The 20,318-nt window shown below is 71.8% G+C and carries 22 protein-coding genes, 1 tRNA gene and 1 pseudogene; 15 read left to right on the forward strand and 9 right to left on the reverse strand.

Annotated elements, in window-relative coordinates; all coding sequences use genetic code 11:
- Window positions 1-70 precede the first annotated feature (70 nt).
- Window positions 71-1,090, reverse strand: a complete 1,020-nt coding sequence (locus AB0H86_RS42360; protein ID WP_362451369.1) for a sugar ABC transporter substrate-binding protein — start codon at window positions 1,088-1,090, stop codon at window positions 71-73.
- Between the two features lie 297 nt (window positions 1,091-1,387).
- Between AB0H86_RS42360 and iolC the strand changes: the two genes are divergently transcribed.
- The 4 genes and pseudogenes from iolC (at window position 1,388) to AB0H86_RS42380 (ending at window position 5,311) form a co-directional block, all read left to right on the forward strand.
- Window positions 1,388-2,440 (forward strand): 5-dehydro-2-deoxygluconokinase, encoded by a 1,053-nt coding sequence (iolC, locus tag AB0H86_RS42365; RefSeq protein ID WP_362451372.1) that lies wholly within the window; start codon window positions 1,388-1,390, stop codon window positions 2,438-2,440.
- A gap of 29 nt (window positions 2,441-2,469) precedes the next feature.
- Window positions 2,470-2,601, forward strand: a pseudogene (locus AB0H86_RS42370) (5-deoxy-glucuronate isomerase); the annotation flags it as partial.
- An 8-nt stretch (window positions 2,602-2,609) separates the two neighbouring features.
- The gene (iolD, locus tag AB0H86_RS42375; protein WP_362451375.1) at window positions 2,610-4,490 is read left to right on the forward strand and encodes a 3D-(3,5/4)-trihydroxycyclohexane-1,2-dione acylhydrolase (decyclizing); all 1,881 of its coding nucleotides are present in this window, start codon (window positions 2,610-2,612) and stop codon (window positions 4,488-4,490) included.
- 35 nt (window positions 4,491-4,525) lie between these two features.
- A complete protein-coding gene (locus tag AB0H86_RS42380; RefSeq protein ID WP_362451378.1) occupies window positions 4,526-5,311 on the forward strand; it encodes a GntR family transcriptional regulator in 786 nt (261 codons plus the stop codon).
- Window positions 5,312-5,525: 214 nt separating this feature from the next.
- On the opposite strand, the gene AB0H86_RS42385 is transcribed toward AB0H86_RS42380, so the two are convergent.
- The 3 genes from AB0H86_RS42385 to AB0H86_RS42395 all read right to left on the reverse strand — a co-directional run bounded on the left by AB0H86_RS42385 (window position 5,526) and on the right by AB0H86_RS42395 (window position 7,949).
- The gene (locus tag AB0H86_RS42385; protein ID WP_362451380.1) at window positions 5,526-6,188 is read right to left on the reverse strand and encodes an NUDIX domain-containing protein; all 663 of its coding nucleotides are present in this window, start codon (window positions 6,186-6,188) and stop codon (window positions 5,526-5,528) included.
- A 124-nt stretch (window positions 6,189-6,312) separates the two neighbouring features.
- Window positions 6,313-7,266 carry a carbohydrate kinase family protein gene (locus AB0H86_RS42390; protein ID WP_362451383.1) on the reverse strand — a complete coding sequence of 318 codons (954 nt, stop codon included), beginning with the start codon at window positions 7,264-7,266 and terminating at the stop codon, window positions 6,313-6,315.
- A complete protein-coding gene (locus tag AB0H86_RS42395) occupies window positions 7,263-7,949 on the reverse strand; it encodes a class II aldolase/adducin family protein (RefSeq protein WP_362451386.1) in 687 nt (228 codons plus the stop codon). Before AB0H86_RS42395 ends, AB0H86_RS42390 begins: the two co-directional genes overlap by 4 nt.
- A gap of 60 nt (window positions 7,950-8,009) precedes the next feature.
- Between AB0H86_RS42395 and AB0H86_RS42400 the strand changes: the two genes are divergently transcribed.
- Entirely contained in the window at window positions 8,010-8,660 is a 651-nt protein-coding gene (locus AB0H86_RS42400; protein WP_362451388.1) for a TetR/AcrR family transcriptional regulator, read from the forward strand.
- Here the strand turns inward: AB0H86_RS42400 and AB0H86_RS42405 are convergent.
- Entirely contained in the window at window positions 8,654-9,388 is a 735-nt protein-coding gene (locus tag AB0H86_RS42405; protein ID WP_362451390.1) for a DinB family protein, read from the reverse strand. The genes AB0H86_RS42400 and AB0H86_RS42405 overlap by 7 nt on opposite strands.
- A gap of 164 nt (window positions 9,389-9,552) precedes the next feature.
- Window positions 9,553-9,626: transfer RNA gene (locus tag AB0H86_RS42410), tRNA-Pro, on the reverse strand.
- A gap of 125 nt (window positions 9,627-9,751) precedes the next feature.
- Here AB0H86_RS42410 and AB0H86_RS42415 point away from each other — a divergent pair.
- Together AB0H86_RS42415 and cobF are read left to right on the forward strand one after the other, a co-directional pair.
- Window positions 9,752-10,273, forward strand: coding sequence for a DUF309 domain-containing protein (locus tag AB0H86_RS42415; protein WP_362451392.1), 522 nt, complete (start codon window positions 9,752-9,754; stop codon window positions 10,271-10,273).
- A 159-nt stretch (window positions 10,274-10,432) separates the two neighbouring features.
- Window positions 10,433-11,203: a precorrin-6A synthase (deacetylating) gene (cobF, locus tag AB0H86_RS42420; RefSeq protein WP_362451394.1), complete on the forward strand. Its 771-nt coding sequence runs from the start codon at window positions 10,433-10,435 to the stop codon at window positions 11,201-11,203.
- A gap of 36 nt (window positions 11,204-11,239) precedes the next feature.
- Here the strand turns inward: cobF and AB0H86_RS42425 are convergent, their stop codons facing one another.
- Together AB0H86_RS42425 and AB0H86_RS42430 are read right to left on the reverse strand one after the other, a co-directional pair.
- Window positions 11,240-11,986: a cobalt-precorrin-6A reductase gene (locus AB0H86_RS42425; RefSeq protein WP_362451396.1), complete on the reverse strand. Its 747-nt coding sequence runs from the start codon at window positions 11,984-11,986 to the stop codon at window positions 11,240-11,242.
- 52 nt (window positions 11,987-12,038) lie between these two features.
- Window positions 12,039-12,812 carry a sulfite exporter TauE/SafE family protein gene (locus AB0H86_RS42430; RefSeq protein ID WP_362451399.1) on the reverse strand — a complete coding sequence of 258 codons (774 nt, stop codon included), beginning with the start codon at window positions 12,810-12,812 and terminating at the stop codon, window positions 12,039-12,041.
- Window positions 12,813-13,091: 279 nt separating this feature from the next.
- Between AB0H86_RS42430 and AB0H86_RS42435 the strand changes: the two genes are divergently transcribed.
- From AB0H86_RS42435 to AB0H86_RS42450, 4 genes are all read left to right on the forward strand, one after another.
- Entirely contained in the window at window positions 13,092-13,901 is an 810-nt protein-coding gene (locus AB0H86_RS42435) for a lysophospholipase (protein WP_362451402.1), read from the forward strand.
- A gap of 65 nt (window positions 13,902-13,966) precedes the next feature.
- A complete protein-coding gene (locus AB0H86_RS42440) occupies window positions 13,967-14,224 on the forward strand; it encodes a WhiB family transcriptional regulator (protein ID WP_362451472.1) in 258 nt (85 codons plus the stop codon).
- Window positions 14,221-14,703 (forward strand): DNA starvation/stationary phase protection protein, encoded by a 483-nt coding sequence (locus AB0H86_RS42445; protein WP_362451404.1) that lies wholly within the window; start codon window positions 14,221-14,223, stop codon window positions 14,701-14,703. The genes AB0H86_RS42440 and AB0H86_RS42445 overlap by 4 nt, the downstream gene beginning before the upstream one ends.
- A gap of 53 nt (window positions 14,704-14,756) precedes the next feature.
- Window positions 14,757-15,089: a DUF3140 domain-containing protein gene (locus tag AB0H86_RS42450; protein WP_362451406.1), complete on the forward strand. Its 333-nt coding sequence runs from the start codon at window positions 14,757-14,759 to the stop codon at window positions 15,087-15,089.
- Window positions 15,090-15,178: 89 nt separating this feature from the next.
- On the opposite strand, the gene AB0H86_RS42455 is transcribed toward AB0H86_RS42450, so the two are convergent.
- On the reverse strand, window positions 15,179-15,634 hold the full coding sequence (locus tag AB0H86_RS42455) for a potassium channel family protein (protein WP_362451408.1): 456 nt from the start codon (window positions 15,632-15,634) through the stop codon (window positions 15,179-15,181).
- A gap of 258 nt (window positions 15,635-15,892) precedes the next feature.
- On the opposite strand from AB0H86_RS42455, the gene AB0H86_RS42460 reads away from it, so the two are divergent.
- From AB0H86_RS42460 to AB0H86_RS42475, 4 genes are all read left to right on the forward strand, one after another.
- Complete coding sequence (locus tag AB0H86_RS42460; protein ID WP_362451411.1) at window positions 15,893-16,771, forward strand: hypothetical protein; 879 nt, start codon at window positions 15,893-15,895, stop codon at window positions 16,769-16,771.
- A 116-nt stretch (window positions 16,772-16,887) separates the two neighbouring features.
- Window positions 16,888-17,718, forward strand: coding sequence for an SAM-dependent methyltransferase (locus AB0H86_RS42465; protein ID WP_362451413.1), 831 nt, complete (start codon window positions 16,888-16,890; stop codon window positions 17,716-17,718).
- A 51-nt stretch (window positions 17,719-17,769) separates the two neighbouring features.
- Window positions 17,770-19,170: a glutamine synthetase family protein gene (locus AB0H86_RS42470; RefSeq protein ID WP_362451415.1), complete on the forward strand. Its 1,401-nt coding sequence runs from the start codon at window positions 17,770-17,772 to the stop codon at window positions 19,168-19,170.
- Between the two features lies 1 nt (window position 19,171).
- Window positions 19,172-20,305, forward strand: coding sequence for an amidohydrolase family protein (locus AB0H86_RS42475; protein WP_362451418.1), 1,134 nt, complete (start codon window positions 19,172-19,174; stop codon window positions 20,303-20,305).
- Window positions 20,306-20,318: the final 13 nt, after the last annotated feature.

A 20,318-nucleotide genomic window follows, 5' to 3' on the forward strand; every position in this document is an offset into this window, starting at 1 on the left:
CCGTCGGGCTGCTTCGGGCCGGGGGCCGGCGGTGTGGTCACCGCCGGCTCAGCCTGCTGGGTCATACCGCTCACCGAGTGCCCTTCGCAGCGAACGCGGCGACCTTGTCGACGTTGGTCTTGTCGACGAAGGCCGGCCCGGTCAGCACGGGTGCCTCACCGCCGCCGCTGTAGTTGCCGTTGTTCTTGTAGAGCCACAGGGAGTCGACGGCGAGGTAGCCCTGGAGGTAGGGCTGCTGGTCGACGGCGAACTGGATGGTTCCCTTGTCGATGGCTCCGGTCAGTTCCTTGTTGAGGTCGAAGGTGGCGATCTTCGCCTTGCTGCCCGACTCGGACACCGACTGCACCGAGGTCAGCGCGAAGGGGGCGCCCAGGGTCACCACGTAGTCGATGGACTTGTCCTGGCTGAGCTTGGCGGTGATCGTCGACTTCACGGACGGCATGTCGGAGCCGTTGACGAAGAGCGTCTGGGTCTTGCCCTTGAACGTCTTCTTCACGCCGTCGCAGCGCTGGGTGAGGCCGATGTTGCCCTGCTCCTGGATGACACAGACGGTGCTCTTGGCGCCGGCCTCGTTCAGGCGCTTGCCGAGGGCCTCGCCCGCGACGGTCTCGTCCTGGCCGAAGAACTCCATCAGGCCGAGCTTCTTCCAGTCGCTCACACCGGAGTTGAGGCCGACCACGGGTATGTTCGCGGCGGTCGCCTTGCTCACGACGTCCTTCATGGCGTCCGGCTTGGCGAGGGTGATGGCTATGCCGTCGACCTTCTGGTCGATCGCGTTCTGCACCAGGTTGGCCTGGTTACCGGCGTTCGGGTCGGCCGAGTAGACCAGCTTGATGTTGTCCTTGGCGGCGGCGGCCTCGGCACCCTTGCGGACGATGTCCCAGAAGGTGTCGCCGGGCGCCTGGTGGGTGACCAGCGCGACGGTCATCCGGGGAGTGTTGGCCTTGCCCGCGGAGGCACCCGACCCACTGTCCTCGGCCTTCTTGCCACCGGAGCTGCTGGAGCAGCCTGCGAGGGTGAGGGCCGCGGCCGCGGCCACCGCCACGACGGGTACGACTCTGCGGGAACGGAAGCGAGAAGAGCGGTCCATCTTTCCTGCACCTCACTGTGCGACGGGAGAACGTCGGAAAGGGAAGGGATCACGGGGATCCGAGGGGCCCGGGACCTGGAGAGTTCCGGGTCGTGCGCCGCGAAAAGCGACTACTGCGCTGGGACGGGATCCAATCCCTTGACACGGCCGCTGTCAATACTTTGTTAAGACATCATTTCACAAGCAGGTCCGAATGTAAGTACAAAGTATTGACAGTGTCACCCTTCGAGTCCTACACCTGGGGGCTACGGATCCTGTGGGACCCGCTTCCCCAGCCCGGACCGAGGAGCGTCGCGCATGGCAGATTCAGCCCAGCACTTCGACGTGATCAGTATGGGCCGTATCGGAGTTGATCTCTACCCGCAGCGGACCGGAGTGCCGTTGGCACGCGTCAAGACCTTCGGGAAGTTCCTCGGGGGGTCGGCCGCGAACGTGGCGGTCGCCGCCGCCCGGCTCGGCCGCCGCGCCGCCGTGATCACCCGCACCGGCGACGACCCCTTCGGCGCCTATCTCCACCAGGCACTCACGGAGTTCGGCGTCGACGACCGCTGGGTGACGCCGGTGGACGGACTGCCGACCCCGGTGACGTTCTGCGAGCTCTTCCCGCCGGACGACTTCCCGCTGTACTTCTACCGCCGGCCGAGCGCCCCCGACCTGTGGATCCGCACCGACGAGCTGGACTACTTCGCCATCCGGTCGGCACGGATCCTCTGGATCACCGGCACCGGTCTGAGCGCGGAACCGAGCCGGTCGGCCACCCTCGCCGCCCTCAAGGCCCGCGGCAGGGCCGGGACGACCGTCTTCGACCTGGACTGGCGGCCGGCGCTGTGGAGCGATACCGCCTGGGCCGATCCCGAGGAGGCCCGCCCGTACTACGTCGAGGCCCTGCGGCACGCCACCGTCGCCGTCGGCGATCTCGACGAGTGCGAGATCGCCACCTCAGTCCGCGAACCGTGGGCGTGCGCCGAGGCGTTGCTCGCGGCGGGCGTCGAACTGGCCGTGGTGAAACAGGGTACGAAGGGCGTGCTCGCCGTGCACCGGGACGGGACGGCTGTCGAGGCCCCACCGATTCCGGTCGAGGTGGTCAACGGGCTCGGCGCGGGCGACGCGTTCGGCGGGGCGCTGTGCCACGGGCTGCTGTCTGACTGGGAGTTGGCGAAGGTCATGCGGTACGCCAACGCGGCAGGCGCCCTGGTCGCCTCCCGCCTCACCTGCTCCTCCGCGATGCCGACCGGGCCCGAGGTCGAGGACCTGCTCGCCGGCATACCGGAACCGCGTGCCACACAGCGGCTCCCCGCCCAGCCGCACCCCGCGGGCCCGGGCGCCACGGCCCAGGGCGCGACGGCCTGACCGGATCCTGTCATGATCACCAGCATCCGGGACCGGAGCCCGAGCGGGCCCGGCTGATCCGCGACCACCACGACCACCACGACCACGCCCGGATCCGCTACACCTGGTCCAAGCAGCCCGTCGACCCCCGTCCGCCCCTTCGCACCACCCCTTCCCAGTGAGGACCCCGATGACCCGACCCACGAGCGTCCGCCTGACCGTCGCCCAGGCGCTGGTGCGGTTCCTGTCCGTCCAGTACACCGAGCGGGACGGCGTACGGCACCGGCTGATCGCCGGTACCTGGGGCATCTTCGGCCACGGCAACGTGGCGGGTGTCGGCCAGGCTCTCCTGGAGGCGGGCGAGGACACGATGCCGTTCCACCAGGGCCGCAACGAACAGGCCATGGTGCACGCGGCGGTGGGCCACGCCCGCCAGCTCAACCGCCTCTCCACGCAGGCGGTGACCACCTCCATCGGGCCGGGCGCGACGAACCTCGTCACCGGCGCGGCCCTCGCCACCGTCAACCGCCTGCCGGTGCTGCTCCTGCCCGGCGACTACTTCGCCACCCGCGCCGCCGACCCGCTGCTCCAGCAGCTGGAGCACCCGACCGAGGCCGACGTGTCCGTCAACGACACCCTGCGCCCGGTCTCGCGCTACTTCGACCGCGTCACCCGGCCCGAGGCCCTGATCCCCTCGGCGCTGAACGCCATGCGGGTGCTGGCGGACCCCGCCGAGACCGGCGCGGTCACCCTCGCCCTGCCGCAGGACGTGCAGGCGGAGGCGTACGACTGGCCGGCGGAGTTCTTCGCCGACCGGGTGTGGCACGTACGGCGTCCCGGGCCCGATCCGGTCGAACTGGCCGAGGCGGTACGCGCGATCCGGGCCGCCGAACGCCCGCTGATCGTCGCGGGCGGCGGCGTGCACCACAGCGAGGCCGAGACCGCGCTGCGGGCCCTGGTGGACGCCACCGGCATCCCGGTCGCCTCCACCCAGGCGGGCAAGGGCGCGCTGCGCCACGACCATCCCGCCGACCTCGGCGGCATCGGCCACACCGGTACCGCGGTGTGCGACGACATCGCCCGCACCGCGGACCTGGTGATCGGCGTCGGTACCCGCTACAGCGACTTCACCACCGCCTCCGGCACGCTCTTCCAGCGGCCGGGCGTCCGCTTCCTGAACCTCAACATCACCGCGTTCGACGCCCACAAGCTGGCGGCCAGGACGCTCGTCTGCGACGCGAGGGCCGGCCTGGAAGCGCTCGCCGCGGCCCTCGACGGCCACCGGGTGGATCCCGCGTACGAGGCCGAGTACAGCGCCGGCAAGGAGCGCTGGGAGCAGGTCGTGGCAGCCGCCTACCGTGCCGACGACGAGCACGCCGTACCGACCCAGACCCAGTTGCTCGGCGCGCTGGACGCGGTCGTCGGCGACGACGACGTGGTGATCAACGCGGCCGGCTCGCTCCCCGGCGACCTGCACAAGCTGTGGCGGGCCCGCGGCCCACGCCAGTACCACCTGGAGTACGGCTACTCCTGCATGGGCTACGAGATCCCGGCCGCGATCGGCGTCCAGCAGGCCGCGCCCGGCACTCCCGTGTGGGCGCTGGTCGGCGACGGCACGTATCTGATGATGCCGACGGAGATCGTCACCGCCGTCCAGGAGGGCCTGCCGGTCAACCTGGTCCTGATCCAGAACCACGGCTACGCCTCCATCGGCGGCCTCTCCGAGTCGGTGGGCGGTGAGCGTTTCGGCACCGCCTACCGCTACCGGGCCGCCGACGGCACCTTCTCCGGCGCCCCGCTGCCCGTCGACCTCGCCGCGAACGCGGCCAGCCTCGGCATGGACGTACTGCGCGCCAAGACCGTGCGGGAGCTCCGCGAGGCGCTGGGCCTGGCCCGCGCCTCGGACCGTCCGACGTGTGTGTACGTCGAGACCGGCACCGCCGGCCCGGGCGCTCCCCCGGCCGAGGCCTGGTGGGACGTGCCGGTTGCGGAGACCGCGTCCCGCCCTGCCGCCGTACGGGCCCGCGAGGAGTACGACCGCGAGGTCGCCACCCGCCGCCACCACCTGTGATGCCCCGCTCCCGACCCTTCGAGGGAGGTACGTCCATGGCCAAGACCGGCGACGGCCCACGTGCCGTGACCGCCTCCGCGCTCAGCTCCCTGGACTTCGCGCTGGACCGCGGCAGTCCGGTGCCGCTGTACTACCAGCTCGCCCAGCAGCTGGAGGCGGCGATCGAGCACGGTGTCCTCGCCCCCGGCAACCTCCTGGGCAACGAGATCGACCTGTCGGTACGCCTCGGCCTGTCCCGTCCGACGGTCCGCCAGGCCATCCAGACTCTGGTCGACAAGGGACTGCTGGTGCGCCGCCGCGGGGTCGGCACCCAGGTGGTGCACAGCCAGGTCAAGCGCCCGCTCGAACTCAGCAGCCTCTACGACGACCTGGAGGCGGCCGGACAGGGACCCGCGACCCGGGTGGTGCGCAACGAGGGCGTCGCCGCGTCGGCCGAGGTGGCCGCCGCCCTCGGGGTCACCGAGGGCAGCGAGGTCACATGCCTGGAGCGGCTGCGCTCCACGCACGGCCAGCCCGTGGCCTACCTGTGCAACTACCTGCCCGCGGGCCTGATCGACCTCGACACCGCCCGCCTGGAGTCGACCGGCCTCTACCGCATGCTGCGCACCGCCGGCATCACCCTGCACAGCGCCCGCCAGACCATAGGCGCCCGCCGCGCCACCGCCGAGGAGGCCCACCTCCTCGACGAACCCGAGGGCACCGCCCTGTTGACCATGCACCGCACCGCGTACGACGACACGGGCCGCCCGGTCGAGTACGGGACACACATCTACCGCGCGTCCCGGTACGCCTTCGACTTCCAGCTGCTGGTCAGACCCTGAACGCTCGTCCCTCGACGTCACCGCACGGTCAGCCGCCACAGCGAGGTGACCTCGGCCGCGCGGGCGGTGTGCAGGGGGTCGCGGGGGGGGGTGCGGTACTTCATGAGGGTCCCTCCCGTTCGCGCCCGCGGTCGGGGCACGAACGGGAGTCTTCGTCCTGGAGCGCACTTCAAGTCAAGGGTGTGCGCGGGGAGTTGGGAGACTCACGGCAGGCTCAGTCGGCGAACGGCCCCTCCAGAGCGGCCCATTGCAGCAGCATGATCGTCTTGGCGTCGGCGATCTCCCCGGTCCGGATCATCTCCAGGGCGCGGCGGAAAGGCAGTTCGAGGATCTCGATGTCCTCGCCCTCCTCGTCCAGGCCGCCCCCTTCGTGGGTGCGGGTCGAGGGCCCGTAGGCGGCGGCGTAGAAGCTGACGCGCTCGGTGACCGAACCCGGGCTCATGTAGACGTCGAAGACGTGCCGGACCTCGCCGATGGTGTGCCCGGTCTCCTCCACGACCTCCCGTCGTACGGCGATCTCCGGGTGCTCGTCCTCGTCGTCGAGGAGCCCGCCGGGGGTCTCGACCAGCATGCCGTCGGGATGTCCGTTGACGTACACCGGGAAACGGAACTGCCGGGTGAGCAGCACGGTCTCGCGTTCGGTGTCGTACAGCAGCATGGTGGCGCCGTTGCCGCGGTCGTGCGTCTCGCGCTGCTGGGTCCTCCAGGTGCCGTCGGCGTGCTGGTAGTCGAAGGTGGTGGCGCGCTCCACGTACCAGTGGCTGGACAGCAGGGTCACGTCCCGCACCTTGACGCGCGGGTTGCCGGTCAAGTCCCGGCCGGTGCGGTCGAGTCCGGTGCGGCCCCGGCTGTCGGGGGTGTCGATACCGGCGGTCATCGGGGGCCTGCCGGGAGGGAGGCGGAGTACGAATTGCTCATGCCCGCTTCTACCATCGCGGGCCGGGCGCTCGGGGGTCACCCTGTGGTTTCCGTGTCCCGCACGCCCGGGCCAGGGGTCGAGGTCAGCGGCCAGGAGTCAGGGGCGGCTCAGGAGTGGTCTTCTGAATCATGGAGAACTCGTCGGCCTCGGCGAGGTCGAAGTCCCCGTGGTCACTGCCGAGCCCCTGCGCCACCAGCGCCGCCGCCGCACAGCCGAGGACGGCCGCCTCGCGGGGTGTGCGGCCCAGGCTGATCCCGCGCAGGAAGCCCGCGGAGAACGCGTCGCCGCACCCGGTGGTGTCGACGACGTCGACCGCGAAGGCGGGGACCGTCTCGGTGCCCTGGGCGGTCACGAGCAGCGCGCCGTCGCCGCCGCGGGTCACCGCGACCACGCCGACACCGGCGGCCAGAAGCTTCTGCGCGCCTGCCATCAGGTCGTCCTCGCCGGTGAAGCCGAGGAGTTGGTCGTCGTTGGGCAGCAGATGGTCGACGTACGGCAGCGCCTCCTCGATCTGGTCGAAGCTGCCGAGCACACCGGGCGCGAGCAGGTCCACGGAGGTGACCACACCGTGCTCCTTGGCGTACGACAGGATGCGCGCGGCGACGTCGACGCCGATCAGCTCGGGGCCGCCGAGGTGCAGATGCGTGGCCTTGGCGATGGCGTCCCAGGGCACGTCGTCGAGGCCGTAGGTGATGTTGGCGCCGAGCAGGTGGAGGGAGGGCCGGTCGCCGTTGGGGCGGATGGGCAGGACGCTCGCGGAGGTGGAGGTGTCGGAGCGGCGGACCAGCAACTCGGTGTCGATTCCCGCCCTGTTGAGCAGCTGCACCAGCAGGTCACCGGTGGGGTCGGTACCGATCGCGCCGGCGGTGCGGACCGAGGCGCCCAGCTTGGCGAGGGTGAGGGCGGTGCCGCCGGCCGTTCCGGCGGCGGTCATCCGGATGTCGTCCACCAGCGTCGCGCCCTGTCCCTCGGGTATCTCCTCCACCGGCCGCACCAGTACGTCCAGCACGTGCACGCCCATCGTGACGACCTTCATCGGGGCCCCTCCTGCTCGGGTGGTACGGGTTGGGTGGTGCCGTAGTTCCTTGCGAGCGCGGCCTCGATCACCGCGAGCTGCTGCTGTTCGTCGAGGACGCGGGGCGGGCCCAGGGCCGCCGCGCGCTGGTAGACACCGCAGGCCCACTCCAGCAGCAGCGCGTGCTCGACCGCCTTGTCGAGCGTCGGCGCGTGGGTGAGCGAGCCGTGGTTGGCCATCAGTGCGGCGCTGCGCCCCTCAAGTGCCGCGAGCACCGATTCGGCGAGTTCCGGGGTGCCGAAGGTGGCGTACGGCGCCACCCGTACGGTGCCGCCAAGGGTGAGCAACTGGTAGTGGACGCAGGGGAGTTCGTCGAGAACGCAGGACAGGGCGGTGGCCATGGGGGCGTGGGTGTGCACGACCGCGCCGGCACCGTAGCGGTGGTAGACACCCAGGTGCAGGTCCAGCTCCGAGGTCGGGCGCAGGGTGCCGGCCACGACCTTTCCGTCGAGATCGACGACGGTCACCTGGTCCGGGGTGAGCCCGGCGAGCGCCGCGCCGGTGGCGGTGATCGCGACCCGCTCCCCCGCACGCACGCTGACGTTCCCCGCCGTACCGATGAGCAGGCCCTCGGCTCCCAGCCGGCGACACACGGCGGCCACGGCGGCCCGCTCCTCGCCCAGCGCCGAGCTTGAGTCGGTCATGCGCGCGACGCTAACCTAAACATGAAACAATGTCACGTTCACATTTGGAGGTCTTGTCGCGTGAACGAGCCGACCCTGGACCTCGATCGGGCGGCGGGTCTCGCCTCCCTCCGGCGTACGCCCCAGCAGGCACGCAGCAGGGCGCGCCTGGCCCGGGTTCTGGAGACCGCCGAGCGGGTGCTGGTCGACGAGGGGGTCGAGGCGCTCACCACCACCCGGATCGCGGCTCAGGCGAGGGTGTCGGTGGGGTCGCTGTACCAGTACCTTCCCGACCGGGGCGCGATCATCGAGGCACTGGCGGCCGGCTACTTCGCGAAGCTCGAAGCCGCGATGGACGACCTCGTCCGGGCCGCGACCGCCGAGCGCTGGAACGACCCGGTCGGCGTCCTCGTCGACGCGTACGCCGAGATCTACCGCACCGAACACGGCTTCCGCGCCCTCTGGTTCGGCAGCGGCCTGACCGAGCGGACCCGGGCCGCGGACCGCGAGCACAAGCGCCGGATGGCCGACGGGATCCGCCGGATCCTGCTCGGCCTCGACCTCGCCACCGACGACGAGGCGCTCGCCCGGGCCTGCCACGCCGCGATCCTCACCGCCGACGCGCTCGCCCAGGAGGCGTTCCGCCGCGACACGGAGGGCGACGCGGCCCTCCTCGACGAGGCGAAGACCATGCTGCGCGGCTATCTGACGGCTGTCACGGCACGCTACTGAGCCTTGGTCTGTCCGCCGGCGGTGAGGCGGGCCCGCCACAGGTCGCGGAGCATCGCGATCTCGGCCATGTGATGGATGAATTCGAGGTTGGCTCCCGCCAGCACGCCGATGAACGGGTCGTCGGGGTCGGAGCCATAGGGGTACCGCGAGAAGCCGAACGTGTCGAGCTGCTCCTCGGTGACGGCGGCGACGCTGTCGCGCCAGCGGTCGATCACCGCCCAGAACCGGTCAAGGGTCAGCGCGGCGGAGGGGCTGAAGTCGACCATCAGCTTCGGATCCTGCCGCTTTTCACCGAAGGTCCACTCCCATCTGCCCGCGAACTCGACGTGCAGGTGCCCCAGCCGCCACGCGAGGGTCGTGAACGGCACCACGTCGGCCTCCGGCGCGCCGGTGTCGGCGAGGATCTGCTCGACCCGCTCGACGCTCACGCTCCAGTCGTCGGCGATCTTGGCGACGGTCATGCCGCCGGCCGCCTGCCTGGCGACCTCGGCGTACTCGCTTGCCGGGATGTCCGCGGCGCCCAGGTCGAGCACCCACTCGCCCGGCCCGAACGCCCTGGGCGTCGCCGCCTCGTCCCGGCGCCGGATCGACCAGCAGTCGGGCACCGGCTCCCACAGGTACTCCTCGTCGCCGAGCCCCGTCAGCCGCACCTGGGCCATCTCCCTGGCGTGGTCGAACTGGTCGAGCAGTAAGCCCGAACGGTCGGTCCGTATGCCCTCGGTGTCCATGCCTGGCTCCCTCGCCGTCGCGTCTGGTACCTCACTGCGCTCAGGCGGAAGCTAACGGCTCACCTCACAGGGCGCGACCGATTTCCTCGCGGAGGAGCTGTAGACATGAAGAAGGCCGGCGCCTCGTTCCCGAGACAACGGCCTCCGACTCGCATCCCCGCAAGTCGGGACGACAGGATTTGAACCTGCGACCCCTTGACCCCCAGTCAAGTGCGCTACCAAGCTGCGCCACGTCCCGATGCGCCTCCCACGGTGAGCTGCGGGACGGCGCGGACAGAACTTTACCGCACGTCGGGGGGCTCCTTGAGGGGGAGGGTGCGGGGCGGTCGCGGCCGTCGGTGCCCGGCGCGCGACAATCGACGTATGGGCAGTGCATCCGCAGGACGGCAGGATGGCGCGCGGGACCGGGACGACGAGGGGCGGGCGCGCAACGCCCGTCCCCGGGACGGGCTGGGGCGGCCGTTGCCGTACGGCGCGGACGGTGTCGCCCGGCAGCCCGAGGGCGTTGTCCGGGCCCCGGAGAAGAGCGTCGCGGAGGCGCAGCTGCTGTTGGACGCGGGAAAGCCGTTCCACGCGCACGAGGTGTTCGAGGACGCCTGGAAGTCGGGCCCCGAGGAGGAACGCGCGTTGTGGCGGGCCCTCGCCCAGCTCGCCGTGGGGCTCACCCACGCCGCCCGGGGCAATGTGACGGGCGGCGCCCGGCTGCTGCGGCGCGGCGCGGACGCGCTGGCGGAGTGGGCGTCGGTCACCGGGCGCCGACGACCGTACGACATGGACCTGCCGGGGCTGACGGCATGGGCACGGGAGCTGGCGGAGGCCGTGGAGCGGGACGGTGACAGCGTGGACGCGCGGGATCGGGCACCCCGGCTGCGGGGGGCGCCGTAGCCACCGCACCGGCGTCACCGGCCCCGGGGGTGGGCTGCGCGGACGCCTGGCTCGGAAGCGGTCACCCGGCCACCGGCCTTCGACCGCCCGCCACCGCGCCGCGGGCAGTGGCGTGGACGCGGTGTCCGCGGTGTCAGTGGGGTGGGGCAGACTCGGGACGTGCGAAAGATTCATGTCATCGGTATCGGCGCGGGCGACCCCGACCAGCTCACCCTGCAGGCGGTCAAGGCGCTGCGCGGCACGGACGTGTTCTTCGTCCTGGACAAGGGCGAGGTGAAGGCGGACCTCGTGGGGCTGCGCCGGGGCATGCTCGACGCGCATGTGCCGCAGGGGACGTACCGCGTGGTCGAGGCGCGTGACCCGGAGCGCGACCGGGCCGCGGGCGGCGCCGCGTACTCCCCGGCCGTCGGGGACTGGCGCAGCGCCCGCGCGGAGATCTACGCGCGGCTGATCGCCGAGGAGTTGGGCGAGGACGAGAGCGGCGCGTTCCTGGTGTGGGGCGACCCCGCGCTGTACGACAGCACGATCGGGATCCTGGACGAGATCCTCGACCGGGGCACGGTGGACTTCGCGTACGACGTCGTGCCCGGGATCAGCAGCGTCTCGGCGCTGGTCGCCCGGCACCGCACCGGACTGAACCGGGTCGCCCGGCCCGTGCAGATCACCACCGGCCGGCGGCTCGCCGAGGGTTTCCCGGAGAACGTGGACGACGTGGTCGTGATGCTCGACGCCCGCCAGACCTTCCGGCAGTACGCCGACCAGGACATCGACATCTACTGGGGCGCCTACATAGGCACACCGGACGAGATCCTCGTCGCCGGCCCGATCGCCGAGGCCGCGCCCCGTATCGAGCGACTGCGCGCCGAGGCCCGGGAGCGCAAGGGCTGGATCATGGACACGTATCTGTTGCGCAGGCGTCCCCGGGACTGACGACCGCTCCGGAGGTCCCGCACAAGCTCCCATCGCTCACGGCGGGTCGAGGCCCAGCCACGCCAGTACCCCCGCCACATCGGGCACGGTGCTCACGGCTTCCGGCAGTGGCGGTCGCTGTACGACCACGACCGGCAGGCGCAGCTCGCGTGCGGCGGTGAGCTTGGCGGCCGTGGCCCGTCCCCCGCTGTCCTTGGTCACGAGGACGTCGACGCAGTGGTCGTTCAGCAGGGCCGTCTCGTCCGCCACGGTGAACGGTCCACGGGCCAGGAGGACTTCGGTGTGCGGCGGCATCGGGGACTGAGGCAGTTCCACCGACCGCACGACGAAATGCAGGTCCGTGAGGTGGGCGAAGGCCGCCAGGCCCAGACGGCCGGTGGTCAGGAACACCCGTCGGCCCAGTCGGGGCAGCAGGTCCGCGGCCTCGGCCAGGGACGTGACCGGGTGCCAGCGGTCCTCGGGGTCGGGGAGCCAGCCCGGGCGGCGCAGCACCAGCTCCGGGACACCGGTCGCCGCCGCGGCCCGCGCCCCGTTCGCCGTGATCGACTCGGCGAAGGGGTGGGTGGCGTCGACCAGTGCGTCCACGCGCTGCTCGCGCAGCCAGTCGGCCAGCCCGTCCGCCCCGCCGAAGCCTCCGATCCGGACCTCTCCCGTGATCGCCCCCGGACGCGCCACGCGCCCGGCGAGCGAGGTCGTGACACGGACATCGCGGCGCGCCACCAGGGCGGCGGCCAGTTCACGGGCCTCGGCGGTGCCACCGAGAATGAGGACGTGCGTGGACATGGCGAGAGCCTACGAGGTCCCGGCGCGGGGCTGTACGTCTCCGCCGGCGCGGCTAGCGGAGCAGCAGTTGCAGGCCGCCCAGGATCGTCGCCCCGATCACCAGTTGTTCGAACAATCGCTGGTTGATCCTGTTCACAGCCCATTTGCCGATGAACGCCCCGGGCACGACGAACACGGCGAGCGCCGCGTCGAGGAGCAGCGAGTGGCCGTCGATCAGGCCGAGGCCGACGCTGAAGGGCACCTTGGACACGTTGACGATCAGGAAGAAGAAGGCGGAGGTCCCGAGGAAGCCGAGCTTGCGGAAGCCCGCGGAAAGGAGATACATCGACATCACGGGGCCGCCGGCGTTGGCGACCATCGTGGTGAAGCCGCCGAGGACGCCGTACGAGCGGGCCTTGAGGCGGCCCGCCCGGCTGCCGACGGCGTCCGGTTCCTCCTGCGCGTCGGCCGTGCGCCGGCGCCACACCGTCACCCCGGCCATCAGCAGCAGGATCGCTCCGATCGACGTCCGGACGATCCCGTCGTCCGCCCACACCAGGAACAGCGTGCCGGCGACCACGCCCACGGCGACCGCCGGGAACAGCCGCCACAGCGTGGGCCAGTGGGCGTGCCGACGGTAGGTGAGCACGGCGAGCACGTCGCCGGCGATCAGCACCGGCAGCAGGACGCCGGTGGAGGCGCGGGCGGGCAGGACGGCGGCGAAGATCGCCAGGCTGACGGTGTTGGCCCCGCTGACGGCGGTCTTGGAGAAGCCGACGAGCAGGGCGGCGGAGGCGAGGGCGGCGAACTCCCAGCCGGTTATGTGCCAAAGGGTCATCGTGTTCATGCGAACACCGATGCTATGTGCAAGGAACCTGGGCTCGTAAGGAGCGTCTCGCCAGGTGGCCGGTGTCCGCGCGGCTCCCGGTGGCAGGTGCCGGTGTCGGCGCGGACTGCCCCCGGAACTACGGCTGTTCGCACGCCCGTCGTGGCTGATCCTCGCGCGCCCCGTTCCGCCGCGTCCGGTACGGCAGCGCCGTACGTCCGGTACGGCAGCGTCGTATGGACCCGTCCGTCGGCTCCTGGGAAGATCCCGGGGAGCCGCGCCGACCCCTCCGGAGGAGACATGACCGACTCCCGCGAGCACGTCCTGCCAGGGACCCGGGGCACGATCAGCGCGCGGGAGTGGCCGGCCGGGCGCCCCCGGTATGTCGCGCTCCTCGTCCACGGGTACGGCGAGCACATCGGCCGTTACGAGGAGCTCGCCGAGGTCCTGGTGGGGCACGGAGCAGCCGTGTTCGGGCCGGACCACGTCGGTCACGGAAGGTCGGCGGGCGAGCGCGTACTGATCGAGGAGTTCGAGGACGTGGTCACCGACGTGCACACCGTGGCCGGGGCGGCCCGGACCGCGTATCCGGACGCACCGGTGGTGATGGTCGGGCATTCCATGGGCGGCCTCATCGCGGCCCGCTACGCGCAGCGCCACGGCGACACGCTCGCCGCGCTGGTGCTGTCCGGGCCGGTGATCGGTACGTGGGAGCTGCCGGGGCGGCTGCTGGCCCTGGACGAGATCCCCGACACGCCGATCAGCCCGGCCGCCCTCTCCCGTGACCCGGCGGTCGGGGCGGCCTACGCGGCGGATCCGCTGGTGTGGCACGGGCCGATGAAACGGCCGACGCTGGAGGCGTTCGGGCGGACCCTGGAGACCGTGTCCAAGGCTGGTGACGTGGGACGGCTCCCGCTGCTGTGGCTGCACGGCGAGGAGGACCGGCTGGTGCCGCTCGCCGGGAGCCGGGTCGGCGTCAAGGAGCTGAGCGGCGGCCGGCTGACCGAGCGGATCCGCCCGGGTGCCCGGCACGAGGTGTTCCACGAGACGGACCGGGCGACGGTCTTCGCGGAGGTGACTCGCTTCGTGGACGAGGTGCTCACGAGCTGAGACAGCACACGTGAGGCGACGCCACGAGGTGTTTGCACCAGTTCGCACTGGGCACCCGCGCTGCCATGGAGTGGTTGCGCAGTGCTGCCTGCGTGGGAGAGGACCCCGAGTTGTTCTTTCCCGTGGGCACGACCGGACCTGCGCTGCGAGACATCGCGGCCGCCAAGCTGGTGTGCGCCCGCTGCCCGGTGATCCCCGAGTGTCTGGCGTTCGCGCTGGACTGCGGGCAGACCTCGGGCGTGTGGGCCGGGACCTGCGAGGAGGAACGGGACGCGCTGCTCCGTGCGGCCGGAGAAGACGCCAGAAGGGGAAGCATCGTATGACTGTCGTGAAGAGCACGATTCCCGAATCCGCCCGTCAGGTGGTCGGGGAGGCGCTGCAGAGCACTCTGGTGGACCTTATAGGACTCTCCCTGATCGGGAAGCAGGCCCACTGGAACCTCGTGGGGCCCCGCTTCAGGTCGATCCACCTGCAGCTCGACGAGGTGGTGACGGCCGCGCGCGAGTTCTCCGACACCGTGGCGGAGCGCGCGGCGGCGCTCGGTCTGCCGCCGGACGGCCGGCCGGAGACCATCGCGTCGGCGTTCACCCTGCCGAGCCCGAAGGAGGGCTGGGTGCGGGACACCGACGTCGTCCGGGTGCTGGTCGAGGCCCTGGAGGCGGCCATCGGGCGACTGCGCGAGCGTATCGAGGCGACCGACAAGGCCGACCCGGTCACCCAGGACCTGCTGATCACCGTCACCGCCGAGCTGGAGAAGCAGCGCTGGATGTTCGACGCGGAGAACTGGCCCAAGGGCGACTGACCGGAGCCCGGTCCCGACCCGGTCCGAACTCGTATGCACAGAAGGGGCACTTGATGACCGACGCCCTCGAAATGGACGCGCTGTGGGAGGACTTCCACCGCGCGGTGAACATGACCTCGCAGGAGCTGGCCGCCTGGCTGCGGGTGCGTGACGCCGACGAGAGCGCGGAGCCACTGCCCGAACACGCGGGCACGCCCACGGGGGAGCACGTCCTGGCGATCCTCCAGAAGCGGCGCACGGATCTCACCGACGACGACGTCCGCGTGATGTACGAGGTCGTGGACACCGTCGCCGAGCAGACGGACGTGGAGAACGAGCCGGAGGCCGAGGAGACGCGCCGCCGACAGCGCCTGATGACGATCGGCCACGATCCGCTCAGGCCGTGACGTGAGCCTTGACGTGAGCCGTGAAGGGCAGGGTGCGCAGCCTGCCCTTCACCGTCGGGGCGGGCACGCCCGGCCGAGCCGACGTGACCTCAGTCGTCCTTCGGCCGGCTCGCGAGCAGCCGTTCCAGCCGGTCGAAGCGCTCGTGCAGGGCGTGGACGTCCGTACCGACCTCGCGGGCGATCCGGCCGCGGCGCTTGCCCTCCCTGCCCACGAACCAGGTGGCCAGGGCCGCGGTGACTATGCCGTACGTCGTGATGCCGACGACCATCATCACCGCGCCGACCATCCGGCCCCACAGGGTCACCGGGTAGAAGTCGCCGTATCCGACGGTGGTCGCGGTCTCGACCGACCACCACAGGGCTCTCGGATAGGTCGTCAGATTGGCGCGGCTCGCGCCCTGTTCGGCGGCGATCACGGCCCACGAACCGGTGAGCATCACGACCACGAGGACGAGCAGCGCGCCACCGGCCGCCCGCAGGTGGAGGGAGCGTCCCTCGCGGTCGAGCAGCGCCTCGAACGCCCTGGCGAGGAATCCGGGCAGCATGACCGCTCCTTGGGGTCCGGGGGCAGTGTGCGGACGGTGTCGTGTGTGGACTGTGTCGTGTGCGGCCGGAGCCGGGTGCGGACGGTGCCCTCTGTCGGACAGTGTTGTCGCGGGGGCGCGGTCGGGCATGCCGGGAGGGGCGTTCGAGTCGCCGCCGTCGGGGGCGGTCCGCTCACCCGAACAGGCCCGTGCGCTGGTGTGCCGCGAGGGCCGGTGATCGGCTGGGGGCGTCTGTCGATCCTCTGGAGGCGTCCCGTCATGACCGCTCGTCCGTCCCTCCCCCGTCGCGGCAACGCCATGGGAGGTACCCCCGCCGTCCGGTTCCTCGCGTCGGCCCTGGCGGCGGGCGTGCTGCTGACCACGTCGGCCTGTTCGGACGACGACAGTGGTGGTCAGGGATCGGACGTCGTCGCGTCGCCCGCCGCGGACGGGTCGCGGGCCGCCTCCCCGCTCGTCGCGAAGTCACCCACCCCCTCGGCCGGAGACGGTCTCACCGATGCCGGTGCGCGGGCCGCGCTGATCACCGAGGCCGACATCGAGGGCGACTGGACGAAGGTCGCCGACGCCGCGTCCTGGCGCGACAAGCTGCTGGTCGGAACGGTGGACGTCGCCGACTTCCTCACCGCCAAGGCCGACGCCGCGGACTGTCAGAAGCTGCTCGACTCGCTCTACGACGAGGATCTGCTGGGCAAGCCGTCGGGGGCGTCCGCGCTGACCGGCTTCGAGGAGGGCGACTCCCGGCTGCTCTACCAGGTCGCCGCCTACGACCGGGCCGCTCTGGACGACTCCCTGGACTGGCTGAAGTCCCTGCCGACGAAGTGCGACGAGTTCACCGCGACCGACTCGGCGGGCGACAAGCGCACGGTCCAGGTGACCGAGAACCCGGTGCCGAAGGAGGGCGACGTCCGGCAGGGACTGCTGGTGGTCGTGCAGGGCACCGCGGACGGCACACCCACCACGCTCACCCTGGACGTCGCCGTCGTACGCGTCGGCGCCGACGCGATCACCGTGACCGGCGGCGGCCCCGCCGGCGGCGAGGGCGACTCCGTCGAGCGGGCGGTGCAGCAGGGCACCCCGCGTCTGAAGGACGTGCTGGCCGGCCGGACACCGGCCGCGGACCCGAGTGAGGTCGACTGACCGCCTCCCGCACCGTGCCCGTCCACCTCCCACCGCTCCGGCCGTTCCCGGGACAGAGCTGATCACCGGACGGCACAATGGCGGCGAAGGCCGCAGGCGCGAGAAGGAGCACAGACGTGAGCGACAGCCACACCCCCGCAGGCACGTCGGCCCCCGCAGGCACGTCGGCGCGGCTGAACACCGGTGTGGCGCACAACGCGCGCGTCTGGAACTACTGGATCGGCGGCAAGGACAACTACGAGGTCGACCAGCAGGTCGGCGAGCAGGTCGCCGGAATGTTCCCGATCATCCGGGACATCGCCCGCGCCGACCGCTGGTTCCTGGGCCGCGCGGTGCGGTTCCTGGCCGAGGAGCGGGGCGTACGGCAGTTCCTCGACATCGGCACCGGGCTGCCGACGGTCGACAACACCCACGAGATCGCGCAGCGGATCGCACCGGAGTCGCGGATCGTCTACGTCGACAACGACCCGATCGTGCTGGTCCACGCCCGCACCCTGCTCACCAGCACCGCCGGCGGCGTCACCGACTACATCGACGCCGATGTGCACGACCCGGACGCCATCCTCGAACGCGCCGCGAAGACCCTGGACTTCGACAAGCCGGTCGCGGTGATGATGCTGGGCATCCTCAACTTCGTCCTGGACGCCGAGAAGGCCCAGGACATCGCCCGCCGGGTGATGGCGGCGATGCCGGCCGGCAGCTACCTGGCTCTCACGCACCCCACCTTCGACGCGGACCTCGGCGGCGAGGGCCAGATCCCGGCGATGAAGTTCTGGAACGAGAACGCCACACCGCCGATCACCGCCCGCGGCCGCGCGGACATCGCCGCCTACTTCGAGGGCCTGGAGCTGCTGGAGCCGGGGCTGGTGTCGTGTTCGCGGTGGCGTGCCGAGCCCGACTCCCCCGTCGTGGTACCGCAGTTCGGCGCGGTGGCCGTGAAACCCTGACGCAGGCGCCGACCCGGCCACGGGTCCGGCCGGGCTCGTCGAGGAGGACCTATGACCACGCTTGCCGACCCCGTCCCCGGCGGACGTCCCGGGGACGTCGAACGGGCCGCGGCGCTCGTCGGGGAGCTGTCCGGGCGGGGCGTGCACGGGATCGTCCTCGGCTACGTCGACACCGCGGGCGTCACCCGGGTGAAGACCGTCCCGACGGCCCGGCTCGCCGCCGCGGCGGCCTGGGGTGTCGGCATGTCCCCGGTGTTCGACACCTTCCTGGCGAACGACTCGATCGTCACCACGGACGTGCTCGGTTCCCCGGACGGCGATCTGCGGCTGTATCCCGACCTGGACCACCTGGTGGTGCTGGTCGGGCAGCCGGGCTGGGCGTGGGCGCCCGTGGACCGGATCACCCAGGAGGGCGAGCCTCATCCGGGATGCGGCCGGACCGTCCTGCGCCGGATCGTCCGGGAGGCGGCCGAACAACACGGCCTCACCTTCCGGGCGGGCATCGAGGTCGAGTGGTCCGTGGGCCAGGGGCCGTCCGGCGGGGACTTCGTGCCGGCGACGACGGGACCGGCGTACAGCGCCACCCGGCAGGTCGAGCTCAGCGACTACACCGCCGACCTGCTGGCCGCGTTCGCCGCGCAGGGCGTCGAGGTCGAGCAGCTCCATCCCGAGTACGCGGCCGGGCAGTTCGAGGTGTCCGTGGGCGCGCTCGATCCGGTGGCGGCGGCCGACCGGAGCGTGCTGGTGCGGCAGACCGTCCGCGCGGTGGCGGCCCGTCACGGCCTCGCCGTCTCCTTCTCTCCGGCGGTCTTCGCCCAGGGTGTCGGCAACGGCGGCCACATCCACCTCTCCGCCTGGCGTGACGGTGTAAACCTGCACTCCGGGGGCTCGGGCCGGCACGGCATGACGGCGGAGGCCGAGTCGTTCACGGCGGGAGTTCTCGCCCATCTGCCCGCTCTCACCGCCGTGACGGCGCCGAGCCCGGCGAGCTACCTCCGGCTCAAGCCGTCACAGTGGGCCGGGGTGTTCACCGCCTGGGGCCGCGAGACCCGGGAGGCGGCGGTACGGGTGATCACCGGGATGTCGGGCGTGCGCGACGAGGCCGCGAACCTGGAGGTGAAGCCGGTCGACCTGGCCGCCAACCCGTATCTCGCACTGACCTGCCTGATCGCCGTCGGCCTGGACGGGGTGACGTCCTCGGCCCCGCTGCCCGAGGAGATCACCGGGGACCCGGCCCGGTTCGACGCCGCGGAGGCGGCGGCCCGCGGTGTGCGCCGACTGCCGACCTCGCTGGAGGAGGCCGTCGAGGAGTTCCGCGAGAACACCCGGCTGCGGGACGCGCTGGGCCCGGTCCTCGCCGACGCCGTGACCGCCGTACGGCTCGGGGAGATGGCCGCCGTCCACGGGCTGGACGACGAGCGGGTGGCGGCGGCGTACCGATGGAAGTACTGACGTGAGCGCGGGGCCCGTCCACGAGAGGCTCGCCGCCGTGCGGCTGGTGGACCACCACTGCCACGGGGTGGTGACGGACGACCTGGACCGTCCGTCGTTCGAGTCGCTGCTCACCGAGGGAGAGCCCTGGCCGGGGATCTCGCCCTTCGACAGTCCGGTCGGGGTGGCCGTGCGCCGCCACTGTGCTCCCCTCCTCGACCTGCCGCGCCACTCCCCCGCCGACGTGTACCTCGCCCGCCGGGCCGAACTCGGCGCCACCGAGGTGAACCGGCGCTTCCTGGCCGCCGCGGGCACCGGCGTGTTCTGCGTGGACACCGGCTACACCCCGGTCCCCCTCAGCACGCCACAGCTGCTGGCGCGGGCCGCCGACGCCACCGCGTACGAGGTGGTACGGCTGGAGAGCGTCGCCGAGACCGTGGCCGCCGACGGAGTCGAACCGGACGCGTACGCCGAGACGTTCCGCGCGGCGGCGGAGCGGGCCGTGCGACGGCCGGGTGTGGTGGCGGTGAAGTCGGTCGCCGCCTACCGCACCGGCTTCGACCTGGATCCCGTACGTCCCTCGGCCCCGGCCGTCACCGAGGCGGCCCGGCGCTGGCTCGCGGGCGGGGGCCGGCTGGCCGATCCGGTTCTCGTACGGCATCTGCTGTGGACCGCCGTGGACCTGGGGCTGCCGCTCCAGCTGCACACCGGGTTCGGCGACGCCGACATCCGTCTGCACCGGGTGGACCCCACCCACCTGACGGACTGGCTGCACCTGACCACCGGCACGATCCCCGTGCTGCTGCTGCACTGCTGGCCCTACCAGCGGCAGGCGGCCTATCTGTCGGCGGTGTTCGAGCAGGTGTACCTCGACGTGGGTCTCACCCTGCACCATGTCGGCCCCGCCCGCGCCCGGGCGATCCTGGCGGAGGCGCTGGAGATCACCCCATTCCGCAAACTGCTGTACAGCTCCGACGCCTACGGTGTGGCCGAGTTCTACCACCTCGGCGCGCTGGCCTTCCGGCAGGGCCTCGCCGGTCTGCTCCAGGATCGGGTGGACGCCGACGAGCTGAGTCTGCCGGACGCCCTGCGGATCGCCTCCTGGGCCGGTGGGGACAATGCTCACCAGGTCTACCGCCTTCCCGCCACCTCCTGAAAGTATGATCAAG

Origin of the sequence: Streptomyces sp. NPDC050997 (assembly GCF_040660135.1) — a bacterium.
GTDB lineage: Bacteria > Actinomycetota > Actinomycetes > Streptomycetales > Streptomycetaceae > Streptomyces.

What these genes read in the sequence shown, in the direction of transcription:
- AB0H86_RS42440 (WP_362451472.1), top strand. Translation starts at nt 13,967, where the DNA reads ATGGAGTGGTTGCGCAGTGCTGCCTGCGTGGGAGAGGACCCCGAGTTG.
- AB0H86_RS42450 (WP_362451406.1), top strand. Translation starts at nt 14,757, where the DNA reads ATGACCGACGCCCTCGAAATGGACGCGCTGTGGGAGGACTTCCACCGC.
- AB0H86_RS42430 (WP_362451399.1), bottom strand. Translation starts at nt 12,812, where the DNA reads ATGAACACGATGACCCTTTGGCACATAACCGGCTGGGAGTTCGCCGCC.
- AB0H86_RS42425 (WP_362451396.1), bottom strand. Translation starts at nt 11,986, where the DNA reads ATGTCCACGCACGTCCTCATTCTCGGTGGCACCGCCGAGGCCCGTGAA.
- AB0H86_RS42460 (WP_362451411.1), top strand. Translation starts at nt 15,893, where the DNA reads ATGACCGCTCGTCCGTCCCTCCCCCGTCGCGGCAACGCCATGGGAGGT.
- AB0H86_RS42445 (WP_362451404.1), top strand. Translation starts at nt 14,221, where the DNA reads ATGACTGTCGTGAAGAGCACGATTCCCGAATCCGCCCGTCAGGTGGTC.
- AB0H86_RS42405 (WP_362451390.1), bottom strand. Translation starts at nt 9,388, where the DNA reads ATGGACACCGAGGGCATACGGACCGACCGTTCGGGCTTACTGCTCGAC.
- AB0H86_RS42380 (WP_362451378.1), top strand. Translation starts at nt 4,526, where the DNA reads ATGGCCAAGACCGGCGACGGCCCACGTGCCGTGACCGCCTCCGCGCTC.
- AB0H86_RS42360 (WP_362451369.1), bottom strand. Translation starts at nt 1,090, where the DNA reads ATGGACCGCTCTTCTCGCTTCCGTTCCCGCAGAGTCGTACCCGTCGTG.
- AB0H86_RS42455 (WP_362451408.1), bottom strand. Translation starts at nt 15,634, where the DNA reads ATGCTGCCCGGATTCCTCGCCAGGGCGTTCGAGGCGCTGCTCGACCGC.
- iolD (WP_362451375.1), top strand. Translation starts at nt 2,610, where the DNA reads ATGACCCGACCCACGAGCGTCCGCCTGACCGTCGCCCAGGCGCTGGTG.
- AB0H86_RS42415 (WP_362451392.1), top strand. Translation starts at nt 9,752, where the DNA reads ATGGGCAGTGCATCCGCAGGACGGCAGGATGGCGCGCGGGACCGGGAC.
- AB0H86_RS42390 (WP_362451383.1), bottom strand. Translation starts at nt 7,266, where the DNA reads ATGAAGGTCGTCACGATGGGCGTGCACGTGCTGGACGTACTGGTGCGG.
- iolC (WP_362451372.1), top strand. Translation starts at nt 1,388, where the DNA reads ATGGCAGATTCAGCCCAGCACTTCGACGTGATCAGTATGGGCCGTATC.
- AB0H86_RS42385 (WP_362451380.1), bottom strand. Translation starts at nt 6,188, where the DNA reads ATGACCGCCGGTATCGACACCCCCGACAGCCGGGGCCGCACCGGACTC.
- AB0H86_RS42395 (WP_362451386.1), bottom strand. Translation starts at nt 7,949, where the DNA reads ATGACCGACTCAAGCTCGGCGCTGGGCGAGGAGCGGGCCGCCGTGGCC.
- AB0H86_RS42435 (WP_362451402.1), top strand. Translation starts at nt 13,092, where the DNA reads ATGACCGACTCCCGCGAGCACGTCCTGCCAGGGACCCGGGGCACGATC.
- AB0H86_RS42470 (WP_362451415.1), top strand. Translation starts at nt 17,770, where the DNA reads ATGACCACGCTTGCCGACCCCGTCCCCGGCGGACGTCCCGGGGACGTC.